Consider the following 13,602-nt stretch of genomic DNA (forward strand, 5'->3'; position numbering starts at 1 on the left):
GATTTTTATTGCGCTATACACTCAAATGCTTTTTTCTTATTTCCTTTATTGTCAATAATACCAAACTTTTTTTGTGGATTGGTACGCCACGGGCGTTTCCCCACTACCTTGCTAGGAATATCTTCAAAATCATAGAGCGTCCAAACCAAATAAGACATATCTTCTGCTTCAAGAATTTGAAGCATTTCTGTGAAATAGGCTGCTTGTTTTTTTTCTGAACCTACAAAAGGTTTCCAAAAACCACCGTAGGACGATTGTCCAAATTCTCCCAAAACAATCGGTTTATCAGTAACTTTTAATTTTAATTGAGCGTACTGTTGAGAAAAATCTGCTGGAGCGTCATAATAGTGAAAAGACACAAAATCAACAGTGTTTTGCAATAAGTGAGCACTTTCCATATTTGACCAACCTATGGTAAGCAAGTGTTTGTTGTCAATAGATTTGACCAATGAAATCATGCTCTCTAACCAAGCAATTACGTTTTGTTTTCCGCGTGTTTTAAAGTCTAAGTTAGGTTCGTTTTTGATGTCCCACGCAAAGAGGGCTTTGTGATTTTTAAAAGTAGTAACAATCATTTCTGCATGTCGCTGCGTAAGTGTCCAGTCTAAAATTCTATAATCACCATAAAAGTCAAACAAAGTAGCAATTACTTTTAGCTGTTTCTCTTCAGCAGCATCCAACACCTTTTGAAGTTTTTCTAGTTTGCTCGATTGTACATTGGCTTTGCCAAAATCTTCATACGGAATAAAGATTCGAATAGTATTTAATCCTGCTTTTTTAATAATTTCAAAGTCATTTTGGATACTTTTTAGATCAAAATTATCACCATACATATCCCAAGGAGTCGCTTGTGGATAATAATTGATTCCTTGTAAATTTACACTTGCTATCTTTTTAGTTTGAGTCGTATTTTGAAGTGTTTCTACAGAATCTTTTACCAAATGGCGAATGCGCCAAAAACCGTCTTCCAATAGTAAAATCACTGTATAATTTGCAATCTCTGTCGTTTCTGTCACAAATGTTTCGTTTTGATACACTTGCTTGTATGCTATTACATTGGTATCTTTTAAAACTACCAATTGTCCATCTTCACTAAAAAATTCAATATTGGGTTCATGTGAAAGTGTCGTAGTATGTATCGTGATTTTTTGCTCTTCATTTTGCGCAACATATTCTAATATGTTTTTGCGAGCATTTTCTGTATAATAATCGTCAATTCCAACTGTTTGATTGGTTTTGTATGCTACATGTCGTATATACCAAGCATTTAAGTAATCATTTTCTATTTGGGTTAATGTTTGTGTATCTAGTTTTCTTCCTTTATTTCCATCGTTAATCCATGTCATTTTAGGCAAATATATTTGCTCTTTTTTCACTTCTGTATGCAACATATGACTTCTATCGGCTCCCGTATTTAGATATCCAAATGCAGAACTCACTAGGAAAATTAACATGGAAATGATGAACACATAGGTTAACACCAAAAATCCTCTCATGATATTCTTATCTGTTTTTATCATAGTTGTATTTCTTTAAATATCTTAGTGATTCCTGCCGCAGTAATGTGTATAACATACTTTCCATTACTAATTACATTTGGATTTAGCTCAAAATTCACAAAACCATTTCGCGATTCTTTGAGATCACTTTTTACTACGTTTCCATTTTGAGAAATGTGTAACATTACCTGCAAACCATCTGGAATGTGTTGTTTCATAAAGCTTTGTAATGGTCCGACTTCAATATTTCGGTTGTTTTTTGAAAACGAAACTGTGAAGTCTTTTACCACTTGCTTATATGTTAAAGAGAGCGTGTTACTTTCTGAAATTCCAGTTACATATGCCTTTATTTTCCATGTTTCTTCATGATCCGGATGCATCATTTGTGCCGTTGCTACACCATCAATCGTCATTCCTACAGTTTTTAATAGGTTACCATGAGCATTTTTGATGATAAATTCTACGTAAGTGCCATCGCTAACTGTATTTCCATACTTATCTTTGAGTATTGAAGTGGTAAAAGTTGTGAGCTGATTCCCGTCTGCATATTCATGTGAACGCTTTGAAAAAATCTCAAAATCTGTTGCAATTGCTGGCATAATCTCAACAGTATATTCTTTAGAATTTAAGTTTAAACATTCGGTAGCAAGTAACATTCTTCCACTTTTTATGGGAGCATACATATTTTGATATGCAATTAAATTACTTGTTTTGATTGTATCTTGTTGTTCACTTGATAAAAATTGGCGTCGTAGCGTTACTTTTGTGTTTTCTGGCAAAGGATTATCAAAAGTATCTGTTGGTATGGTAACTAGCATTGTATAGTCTGTTTTTCCTGCTTCTATACTTGGCGGACCAACATACGTTTCTAAAGAAACTGGTTGTTCTTGTGGAACAATGTGTACTATTCCTGATAGTGAAGAGGCGTTATTGAGCAATTTCCATTGAACAACACCAGCTTTATTACTAATATGTGCAGGCAATATATATTGCAATTCATTAGTAGTCACTTTTGGATTGAGTAATGTAGTTCCATAACTATTAGAACAATACAACCTAATAGAAGCATCTTCTGAACCAGAAAATGTTAATACAATGGTTGTTCCTGCAGTGAAGTTTTGTTGTTCTGTTTTTAGTCGAATCGAATCGTTATTAATCACACTGATATTATTCGTACTAGACGATATACACCATAAAAGACCATATAAAAAGTAATTTAATTTCATCATTTTGGGTTTCCTATGTAAGAATTCAGTTCAATCTTGACGTAACTGTATACCGAACCTTCTATTTGTTGTAATACATTGTGTGTTTTTCTGTTGGGAACAATCTTGTTAGAAATGTCTGCGTTTGGCAATCCATTTACATAACAATTCTCCATATTAGTACTAATCACCTGAATAGTGTCTTGTTGTATAATCGGATAATGGAACGGTTGTTTTCGTTGTTGGCGAATTCCTTCATCCAAAAATTGATGATCTACCCATAAAATTTCTTGGGCTTCATTGTAATAGGAAATGAGTAATTGTGGAACCGTAATTTCCTGTAATCCGCTATTAAAAAGAGTTCCTGTTATTGTTTGGGGAGTCACAACCATATCACTAAGAACGATACTTTTGTAAAGATTAGAACTAGACACATTTCCTGCTGCTTGTACATTAAATTTAGTAGGTTCATCCACCAAATCAACGGGTGTAAATTCATCCGGATTGAATGTATCTGAAATAGAATCTTGTACTTTTGACCAAGCAATCCCTTCAAAATTGATACGGAATGACGTACTTTCTTTTGGCATCAATTTATGTTTCATATGATATTTAGCGTTGTATGTTGCCAATGCCTTGTTTTCATCATTGTACAATGTTCCTTTTAGTACGACATCTGCTGGCACATTGTCTATATTTTGTACTTCGCCAATGATTGCATAATGACCATTTCGCTTTACCAATTTTGCTGAAATAATTTCTAATACCGGTTGTTTTAATACATCTTCATGATATGTTTGCTCGGTTGTAATTCGTCTTCTTCCATGGTTAAAATAAAGTGTTTTGTTTTGAGAAAATAATTGATCTGGCGGAAGATCGGCTGTTACTTTTTCTGCCTCCAAAAACCATTTGCCATTCTTTTTTATTACTGTTTTATGCGTTATTTTTTCTATTTTTTCCAACGGAGTAATCCATTTGGTTACAACTTGTATCGTTGCCAAACTATCCGTTTGTGTCATTATTTTTGTAGAGATTGCATCAAGTTTTGCATATGAACTTAACAAACCATCCGTGGCGGAAATTTCGAGCATGTATTGTGCAATTGTTAAGTTATTTTCGGGGTTGATAAAACTGTGTGCTTTTTCAAATTCTTTAAAATCGAGAGCATCATAATAGGCTTTTACAACATTTTCAGGGAATCGCTGAGTATCATTTTTAATATAAAGTTGATACATTCCTAAAATACTAATTATCACCAATACAATTGCCCACATATGATTGATTGTAAAGAGTCTCTCAGAAAATTTAGAATAGCTTTTGCTAAACTTTATATATTGGTGTGCATCTGTTTCTTTTCTTTGAATATATCTTAAAAATACTGGCTGAATAGTGAAAAGAAAAGCTAAAATCACCGTCGTAAATGGAATAATTCCCCATGCAAGTTTTTGCCAGGTCGCAACCTCATCTTTCGGCAATATAGATGATAAGGGCGGAACGTTTAATTTTTCCCAAACTATGATGCCATTTTCCAAAGGAGATAAACGTTGCCAACCACAGAAATACAGTATTGGATCATAGAATTTGTCATTCGAAAATATATATTTTAAATTATATTTTTCAGGTGTGGTTAAAAATTGTTGTAACGAACCAATACCCGCAACTCCTTTAAATTTTGAATTTTCCAAACGTTCTATAGGTCGCGTGGTTAATTCTGGCAAACGACGTGCCGAGTGGTAATTTCCATCAACAGATAACGCATTAGTTTGCGCAGACAACCAAGCCATTTGATCTCCAAATCCCAAGGTTAAATAACGCCATTGATCGTGTTGATCTTGATTTAAGAAATTCACGATAGGCAGCATGTTAATTTTTTGCGGCTGAGAAGGTCTAAAATAACCCAAACTCATTGTAAAAATGCTCATAAAGACAAACACTATGGCTAAAACTCCTCCAATAATCCGGTGATAAATTACCCCAACTTTTTCTTGAAAAATGGTTTTAAGATCCGTTTCTACAAATCTGTAAATACATTCTCCAAAAAGCGGTAATGACATAATTGAAGCCCATAATGTAAAACGATCTAAGGTTAGAATATTAAATGCAGTTTCTCCCAAAATCATTCGAGGAATTGGAGTTGTGCCACCAGTTCCAAGTATGAATAATAACGAAATTGATAATCCAAAAAATAAGTATCGCTTGCTGTAATACCTATAAAAAATATAGGGCAATAAAAACAACAAAACTCCCCAAGGAATTAGAAAAAAAACCAATCCAGACGATGTAATTTCCAAGAAATGATCTCGCGATCCGTGCGGAATTGGTACTTGCGTAATAGGATTGTTTTTAGAATTAATCCAATATGGTAAAATACATCCTATTATAACGACTAAAGACGAGATGCCAAAACCCGCAATACGGTTGAATAGCTTCCAAAAGTTTTTCCAAAAAACAATAAAAGTAACTCCTTTATTCGTGCTAACCTGTTCACGGGAAACATCCATAATTACCATTCCTATTAGAGGAAAAATGAAGAATACCATTCCAAAAATAGGCGTTACATGATGTGAAGTCACTGTTACCGCAATCAACGAAAGCGATGTACATAAGTATTGGTATTTACCTGTTTTTAACCACAGATATATTTCTGGCAAAGCATGCATCAATATCGAAATTCCCACAATACTAGGCAGTTGTCCAAAAATGTGTAATGTTTCTAAAAATGACGATGAAAAAACCGCCAGTAAAGCCGCATAACCGGCAACTTTTTTATTTCCAGTGAGAAGTAAAGAAAAACGATATACACTTGTAATAAATAATAATACAGCGATAATGGCCACCGTAAACAACCCAAATTTAAGCCCTCCAATATAAGACAGAGCAGCAATAGCTTGGTGTACGAGCGGCGGATAACTCATTACAGTAAATCCTGTATACCATTTGTAGTTCCACGGTTCAAACCAACTATTTGCATAATGATCTGCAAAAAACAAGTGAATCAGTGCATCATAAGTAGTTTCTAACGTAAAAAAGATAGACGTACCATGAAAAGCTACTCCGAGAAGTAATGCTACTAGTAATAATTTGTTGGTCGCCTTTTCCATAATATTTTTCAGCTCTTCCTTCAATTAGAGCTCGTGAATTTTCCTTCTTTAAGTTTTATTAAAAAATAACTACCACACTCCAAAAAAAGAAAGATTTCACATTTTATTTTATGCTTTTAAATACTTCTAATTAGCGTGTATATGTCTTAATATTTTTTGTTACAGTAAAGATAAACGGTACCGTTTTTAATTGGACTAAAGGAAATTGCATTTCGTCTAAAGATAGATTCTTTTGACACGTTTCTCAAAAATTACTCTGCAAATCCAGTTTACTTTTGAACCGTTGTTGAACCTCAAAAACAATGTATTATGAAAATTTTAGCAATAGACGATCAAAAGTTAGTATTGATTCCTTTAGAAAATAGATTACAGGAATTGGGCTATGAAGTGTTAACCGAAACCAACGCTCTTAAAGGGATCGAATTGTATGATACATTTCATCCTGATCTAGTAATTGTAGACATGAATATGCCTACGATTTCTGGAATGGAGATTGTTCAACACATTAGAAATCAAAAAGGAGATAAAACACCAATAATGATTTTATCGGGAAATACCGATGATGAAATGATTGTAAAAGGGTTTGACCTTGGTGTAAATGATTATATGAAAAAACCACTGAGCCTAAATGAGGTCTGCGCTCGTGTAAAACGTTTGATTGGAGTTCCAAGAACAGAAACAGTAGCTCATAAAGAAACCGTAATGATACAACAGCGTTGTGTGGGTGTTGTAATACCTTGTTATAATGAAGCCGAACGTTTGTTAAGTAAAGAGTTTACTGATTTTGTCGATCGCAACTCTGGTTATCGATTGTGCTTTGTAAATGACGGAAGCAAGGATACTACTTTAGAAGTTTTACACAATTTGCAGAAAGGAAGAGAAGATTTTATTACAGTATACAATTGCGAAAAAAATGGAGGCAAAGCCGAAGCCGTTCGTTTAGGCATGTTGCACATGGCACAACAGGAAGATTTAGATTATATAGGATTCTTAGATGCCGATTTGTCTACAGATCTCGCAGATTTTGACGACTTAGTTTCTACTATAGAAAACTCTAATTTTAAGATTGTGAGTGGTTCAAGAATTAGTAGAATGGGCGCAAATATTACAAAAGAATCTGCTCGAAAAATTATCAGCATGACTATTAATCTAATTATTCGAACAATTTTAGCTATGAATTTTAAAGATACGCAATGCGGTGCTAAAATCTTTCATAAAGATGTAATTCAACTGGCGTTTGATAAAAAATTCATTACTAAATGGTTATTTGATGTAGAAATTTTCATGCGTATGCGCAAGCATTTCGGACTTGATAAAGCCAAAGCAATGATGTGTGAAAAGCCTCTTAAGCGTTGGATTCATGCAGATGGTTCAAAACTGTCTATGAAAGATTCAATCAAAATTATTGGTCAGTTAGGACAAATTGCATGGTCATATCGAGGAAAAAAAAGTATTCCTAAAAACACAAGTCTTACCGTTATTTAACTCTAAAAAATATATATACGTTTCCCCTAATTTCCCCTAAACCTACTATTTATGAAAATTGGAATTCTGATTGTATTTCGGAATAATGAAAAAGATATCGACGTACAACAATTTACAGACATCTTGGCTAACAAAACTCGCTTAGAAATTTGTTTTGTCAACAATGGAAGTACTGATGGTACATTAAAAAAGCTACATGAAATTAAAGAAGAAGTCCCTATCCAAATCGCAACTATTGATGTTAAAAAAGATCGTGGGCATAATGCAGCTATAAAAGCTGGAGTTCGCTACTTGACTAGCAAAAAGGAATTCCCTTATATTTTATGTTTGCAAAAATTTCATCGTAAGGATATCAAGCTTTTGACAAATGTTTTTCACATTATTGAAGAAAAAAAAGGAATTGTAGTGAGTATTTTTAATAAAACGAAAAGAATTGTCCATAAAAATGTATTCTCTCTTCGCGGAATCTTGGAAAGAGCTTGTTAAATTGTAAATACTCTGCGATACATTAAAGAGTGTTTTATTTTTTTCCTTCCACTATGATAACAATTTCTCCTTTGGGAGGTTTGTTTTCATAATGTGTCAGGACTTCTTTTGCTGTTCCTCGAAAGGTTTCTTCATAAAGTTTGGTTAGTTCGCGAGAAACTGAAACGTGACGCTCATCGCCAAAATATTCGCAGAAATGTCCTAGTGTTTTGGTCAATTTATGTGGTGACTCATAAAAAATCATCGTTCTAGTTTCTTCTGCTAAAAGTTTTAATCGTGTTTGCCTCCCTTTTTTTACCGGTAAAAATCCTTCAAACACAAATTTATCATTTGGCAAACCACTATTGACCAAGGCAGGAACAAATGCTGTAGCTCCTGGCAAACACTCTACAGGAATATCATTAGCAATGCATTCACGCGTTAATAAAAACCCTGGGTCAGAAATAGCTGGTGTTCCCGCATCACTAATTAAAGCAAACGTTTCACCCGCCTGCATGCGTTTTACCAACGTTTCCATTGTTTTATGTTCATTGTGCATATGATGACTTTGCATTGGTGTACTAATTTCAAAATGTTTCAATAGTTTTCCACTTGTGCGTGTATCTTCTGCCAAGATTACATCTACATTTTTTAAAACTTCAATAGCTCTAAATGTCATGTCTTGTAAGTTTCCAATAGGTGTTGGCACAATATAAAGTTTCATGATGGTCTACATTTTAAAGTTGAAGTTCTTATTAAAATACAGTTCAAAAGTAACTATTAAAAGAATATAAGTCGTAATTCCTCTATCTTTATTGTTATATATACGCAACCTTATAGGATTTCCACATCATTAATAATAATATGAAACAACTATACCTACCTATCCTTCTTCTTTTTAGCTTATATACTGGATGGAGTCAAACCACAGACTTATCTACCAGTATAGAAGTAACAAATTTGAACGGAACTCCTATTTCCAATGTTGTTCTTTTTGAAGAGTTTTACTATACAGTCACAATCAGTAATTCTGGTAATGCTGTGAGCAATGCTACATTTTTACAACAACTTAATGCTAATGTAGAAGCCTTATCTGTAGAAAGTATCAATGCTGTTGGAGGAGCAAATTTAGCAACTAGTCTTACTTACAATGCTAATACAGCCATAGTAACAGCGACACTTCCCAATATGCCCAATGCATCAAGTGTTCAAATAAGGATTTTAGCAAGAGCTCCTAAGTTTTCGGGAGGAATTTCAACTACAGCTACGGTAACTCCTCCCAACGGAACCACAGATAGCACTCCCAATAACAATACTTCTATTGTTTCTATGGATGTTACCTATGTACCATTAGATTTTTCAGTAACCTACCAACAAGTCAACCCTGTTTCAGGAACTGGTATTTCTGCTTGGGGCGATCAAGTTACATTCGAGTTTACAATTACCAATAATAGTAGTGTACAATATCCTCTTGATAGTTTTTTATTGTTTCAAGGATTACAGTCTAATTCTGTAAACGGAAGTGCTACTTTGCAGTTACTATCACTTGAATGTTTGGGAAGTACTAATGGTGTTTTGTGTCCGACCGATTTTGGCGTATTACCAGGAAACCCTACTATGATTGTTCCCATTCAACAAGTATATGGTATTCCTGAAGAAATTATTTTTCCCTCTCAAGGTAGCCTCTCTTTTAGGGTTGTTTTTGAATATACCGAAGGAGATTGCGGAATTGATTCTGACTTAATTATCATTCAAAGTTTTGTACAATTAGTTCTTGCGGAAAATAATACAAATTCAAATCAATCAAATATTGAAATTACAGATTTGCTCTTTTCTACTGAATGTCCGTGTACGGATGTAAGTATTGCTACCGAACAAATAGATCCAATGCCTGGTCCTGTTCTCTCTGACTTTAATCAACAGGTAACATATCAAACTACATTGGTAAATAATGGTCCGTTAGATACATCTATTCAGTTTTTTATGCAAAATTTAGGCATCCCTTGGGAATTTGTCAGCATTACATGTATCAGTACAACAGGAGGCATAACATGTGCTGACCTGACCTTTGATATTCAAGAACAATTTTGGCAAATCGAAAATTTTCAAATTCCTGTAGGCACTGTAATCGTAATAGAAACAATTGTAGATTATACAGAACCGGTTTGCCCAACTGATGGTATTATAGATTCTCCATACAGAACTACAGCAAATGTTTTACAACACATAGATTGTGATTTGGGCAATAACAATGATTTTGATACCATATTACTCCCACAAGCAACAGGTACGAACGATTGCATAACCCCTGACAATGTTTCTATAACCAAAACACAAGTAAGTCCATCATTACCTATAGGTGGTTCGGATACAAACCCAATGCCCTGGGGAGACGTAACTTACCATATTACCGTTGCTAATAATAATACGAATGATATTCCTTTAACTTTAATTGATTTTTATGGAGGAACCTCAACAGCCACAGGAGTGTTACAGTCTGTAACTTGTATTCAAACAACGGGAACAGCAGATTGTTATAATATAACCAATGCCAATATAGGAAGTGAGCTTACACAAATTGATGAAGTTTTCTGGGAAATTACAGAAGCAGAAAATTGGATATTACCTACACAAAGTACTATAACTTTTGAAGTTGTCGTAAACTGGAATCCTCAATGTTCTGACTTGGTTGTTCCTGTAGAAAATGCTGCTTCTGTGAGCATTGTAGGTTTAGCAAATTCAACTCAAACAGCTTCTGAAGTAAGTTACCTAACCTCTTGTGTTGATTTGATTATTCAGACGTATCCTTCACAAGCTACAATTCCTATCAATTCAAATTTTAATTGGATTGTAGATATTACCAATAGTATTGTAAGTTCAACAGCAACAAATGCGTTCTTTTCTACGAACGTAAATAGTGCTTTTACAATAACGGGAGCTCCGACATGTACAATTACCAATGGAAATGCAACTTGCATACCTTCTTTTTCAATAGATAATACTACCAATGAAGTTTCTGGGTTCATTCCTATTTTAGAACCTGATGCGACTATTCAGATTATCATTCCTGTTTCATCGCCAAGTTTTGGAGGTTCTTTTAACAATATTGCAGAAGTTCAACCAGACCCTGCCAATAATTCAGAAGCAGATCCAAGTACTAATATTTCTATTTCTAGTGCGCAAGTATTATCACCAAGTGTAACTAAAAACTTTACACCTAATGAAATCTTTACTTCTGAAACTTCCCTTCTAACATTTACAATTCAAAACACTCCTGGAAACGCTGCACAATCAGGTATTTCCTTTACAGATAATTTGCCCTCTGGAATCGTTTTGGCAAGCTCACCAACTTGGGTACAAAGTAATGGTTGTACGGCTGATTTTGTAGGTCTAGCAAATGATGACTTTGTGGGAATTGCAAATTTGGTTTTTCCGGATGGTGTTGCCAATTGCTCCTTTTCAGTTCTTGTTACATCCAACTCACCCAATTTTTATACAAATGAATTTTCAAATTTTTCAAACTTAAATAATATTGATGCTACAAGCACTTTTGCAACCTTAAATGTATTACCTATTCCGCCAAGTGCAGATCTGGAAATTTCAATGACGCCAAACCAGACACAATATTGTGAAGGTGATGAAGCTATATTTACGCTGACAATTACAAATAATGGCCCTGATGATGTTACAGCTGTTGCGATAGAAAGTAATTTAAGTGTTTCTGGATTTACATTTATTTCAGATGATGTAGGCGGAACTTATTCGAATGTATCAGGAATTTGGGAACTCTCAGGAATTTCAATATCTAGTAATGCAGGAAACAATACATTTACCGCAACAATTATCACTACGATTTTAGATATCGATTCAAGCATTGCGAATCAATTTGAAGTAACTGCCGAAATTACCGCAACAAGTACTATTGATTTAGATAGTGATGTTAATACAAGTTTTGATGTGGATGATTTAGGAGATGGAATTACAGACGATGATGAAATACAACTACAACTAAGCGTTTTTGAAGTTCATGATAACATCAACATAACTGTAAGCAATACTGAAACATGTATAGGAAGCACTACCATACTTACAATTGACAATCCTATTACCAACTATACCTACAACTGGTACGACACATCAAACCCTACACAACCTATATTTACAGGAACAGCGTATGAAACACCTGTTATTTTGGCAAATACAGTATATGAAATAGAAGTCTTGAACGAAAATAATTGTCCTGGGATTGCTCGAGAAATGGTCTCTGTTACAGCAATTTCTTGTGTAGATTTAGGAATAGAAAAAGAAGTTGATACACAAACTCCTTCTATTAATGAAACTATTCAATTTACTATAACAATAACCAACTATAGCAATACTGAAGCAACCAATATTATCGTGGAAGAATTGCTTCCTAATGGTTATGAATATAATTCACATAATGCAAGTATTGGATTATATAATAATACTTCTCAAGTATGGACTATTTCATCTCTTCCCGCTGGAAGTTCAGCAACATTAACATTACATGTTATCGTAGTTGATAGTGATGATTATACAAATATTGTTCAAATTACGAATCTCTCAGAAACCGACTTAAACATCGCTAACAATTCTGCTAATGCCACTACATTTCCAGATTGTTTAGAAATTCCAAGTGGATTTTCTCCAAACAATGATCATATAAATGATGTTTGGGAAATAAATTGTCTAGAGAATTATAATGATAATGAATTGATTATTTTCAATCGTTGGGGAACAGTAGTGTATCAAACTAAAAATTATGCAAACGACTGGAATGGCAGAAGCAATCAAAACCTAGTTTTATTGGGCAATAATGAACGATTACCCATAGGAACCTACTTCTATATTCTTAAATTACAAGAAAATACAATCAAAAAAACAGGATGGATATACTTAAACTACTAACAATCTCCTTGATTGTTAGTAGTTTTCTATTTGTATTCTAAAAAAATCCTTGCTTAGGCAAACTTCCGCTCAATAATTTCAATAAAACGATCTTCGTATTCTTCCTTGCCTACCCAATTATTATATTCGGGCTTAATCATATTATAAATAAAGTCTTTGGCTGCAGTTTCTGTTTCTGAAGTATTTAACTGCGAAATTACTCTATTATAATCTTCTTGATTGCCATCAAATAAATGTTTCGTAAACGCAATACGATCATTTAAACCTATGGAAATTCCTGTATTTAATCGATCGTTCAACGATTTAGGTTTGGTCTCTGTTTTTGTTGCTTTAACCTCAACTTCAACTTTAGTTGTCACCTCTTTAGTTACGGTTTCTACAGCAGAAGCGTCTACAACATTATTATTAACAACCTCATCACTTTTTACAAATGTGGGTTGTGGCAACACATCTGCCAAAATATCTTCGAGTGTTTCTTGTTTTGGAGCAGATGGTGTTGGTTTTTGAGGAATTTGTATCTCTACTTCTTCTGAACCGTTGTCATCATCTTCTGGCATTTCCGCCACCATATCTTTAATAGTTTCCATTAAAGGCTCTATTAGTTCGTCTTGTTCAGGATCTTCACTCACTAAATGATGACGAATAATTTCCTCTTCTTCTGCATTTTTTTCAACCTTATCATGATTATACACATTCTCTAAAGTTTGAAAAAAAGAAGAGTCTGCATAATCAGGAACAGTGTCTTTAAACTGCTCTTCAAAAAATAAGAGCACCGACAATTTTTCAAAAACTTCCTTCGCTTCTTTATGCAATGCTACAACGTCCTCTTTCCCTTTTAATTTAAGGATTCGATGTGCGATACTCACTAAATCTCCTTCTAATTTTTTCTTCATAATTTTTAAACTAATGTCGTTGTAT

At 34.0% G+C, this 13,602-nt stretch carries 8 protein-coding genes; 3 read left to right on the top strand and 5 right to left on the bottom strand.

Annotated elements, in window-relative coordinates:
* Positions 1-5: 5 nt before the first annotated feature.
* From AA088_RS02585 to AA088_RS02595, 3 genes are read right to left on the bottom strand one after another with little or no spacing between them, the layout of a single operon-like run.
* A complete protein-coding gene (locus tag AA088_RS02585; protein WP_046743389.1) occupies positions 6-1,520 on the bottom strand; it encodes a glycoside hydrolase family 2 TIM barrel-domain containing protein in 1,515 nt (504 codons plus the stop codon).
* Positions 1,517-2,728: a hypothetical protein gene (locus tag AA088_RS02590; protein WP_241483373.1), complete on the bottom strand. Its 1,212-nt coding sequence runs from the start codon at positions 2,726-2,728 to the stop codon at positions 1,517-1,519. Before AA088_RS02590 ends, AA088_RS02585 begins: the two co-directional genes overlap by 4 nt.
* Entirely contained in the window at positions 2,725-5,805 is a 3,081-nt protein-coding gene (locus AA088_RS02595) for a membrane protein (RefSeq protein WP_046743390.1), read from the bottom strand. The genes AA088_RS02590 and AA088_RS02595 overlap by 4 nt, the downstream gene beginning before the upstream one ends.
* Positions 5,806-6,114: 309 nt before the next feature.
* On the opposite strand from AA088_RS02595, the gene AA088_RS02600 reads away from it, so the two are divergent.
* Positions 6,115-7,290: a response regulator gene (locus AA088_RS02600; RefSeq protein WP_046743391.1), complete on the top strand. Its 1,176-nt coding sequence runs from the start codon at positions 6,115-6,117 to the stop codon at positions 7,288-7,290.
* Between the two features lie 51 nt (positions 7,291-7,341).
* On the top strand, positions 7,342-7,776 hold the full coding sequence (locus AA088_RS17515) for a glycosyltransferase (protein ID WP_052752755.1): 435 nt from the start codon (positions 7,342-7,344) through the stop codon (positions 7,774-7,776).
* Between the two features lie 34 nt (positions 7,777-7,810).
* Here AA088_RS17515 and rsmI read toward each other — a convergent pair whose 3' ends face one another.
* The gene (gene rsmI / locus AA088_RS02610; RefSeq protein ID WP_046743392.1) at positions 7,811-8,482 is read right to left on the bottom strand and encodes a 16S rRNA (cytidine(1402)-2'-O)-methyltransferase; all 672 of its coding nucleotides are present in this window, start codon (positions 8,480-8,482) and stop codon (positions 7,811-7,813) included.
* A 137-nt stretch (positions 8,483-8,619) separates the two neighbouring features.
* Here rsmI and AA088_RS02615 point away from each other — a divergent pair, with 137 nt between their 5' ends.
* Entirely contained in the window at positions 8,620-12,684 is a 4,065-nt protein-coding gene (locus AA088_RS02615; RefSeq protein ID WP_046743393.1) for a T9SS C-terminal target domain-containing protein, read from the top strand.
* 53 nt (positions 12,685-12,737) lie between these two features.
* On the opposite strand, the gene AA088_RS02620 is transcribed toward AA088_RS02615, so the two are convergent.
* Positions 12,738-13,577, bottom strand: coding sequence for a hypothetical protein (locus tag AA088_RS02620; protein ID WP_046743394.1), 840 nt, complete (start codon positions 13,575-13,577; stop codon positions 12,738-12,740).
* Between the last annotated feature and the right edge of the window lie 25 nt (positions 13,578-13,602).

Origin of the sequence: Kordia zhangzhouensis (assembly GCF_001005305.1) — a bacterium.
Classification (GTDB): Bacteria; Bacteroidota; Bacteroidia; order Flavobacteriales; family Flavobacteriaceae; genus Kordia; species Kordia zhangzhouensis.

Coding starts and splice junctions, on each gene's coding strand:
- AA088_RS02600 (WP_046743391.1), top strand. CDS start 6,115: ATGAAAATTTTAGCAATAGACGATCAAAAGTTAGTATTGATTCCTTTA.
- AA088_RS02620 (WP_046743394.1), bottom strand. CDS start 13,577: ATGAAGAAAAAATTAGAAGGAGATTTAGTGAGTATCGCACATCGAATC.
- AA088_RS17515 (WP_052752755.1), top strand. CDS start 7,342: ATGAAAATTGGAATTCTGATTGTATTTCGGAATAATGAAAAAGATATC.
- AA088_RS02585 (WP_046743389.1), bottom strand. CDS start 1,520: ATGATAAAAACAGATAAGAATATCATGAGAGGATTTTTGGTGTTAACC.
- AA088_RS02615 (WP_046743393.1), top strand. CDS start 8,620: ATGAAACAACTATACCTACCTATCCTTCTTCTTTTTAGCTTATATACT.
- AA088_RS02595 (WP_046743390.1), bottom strand. CDS start 5,805: ATGGAAAAGGCGACCAACAAATTATTACTAGTAGCATTACTTCTCGGA.
- AA088_RS02590 (WP_241483373.1), bottom strand. CDS start 2,728: ATGATGAAATTAAATTACTTTTTATATGGTCTTTTATGGTGTATATCG.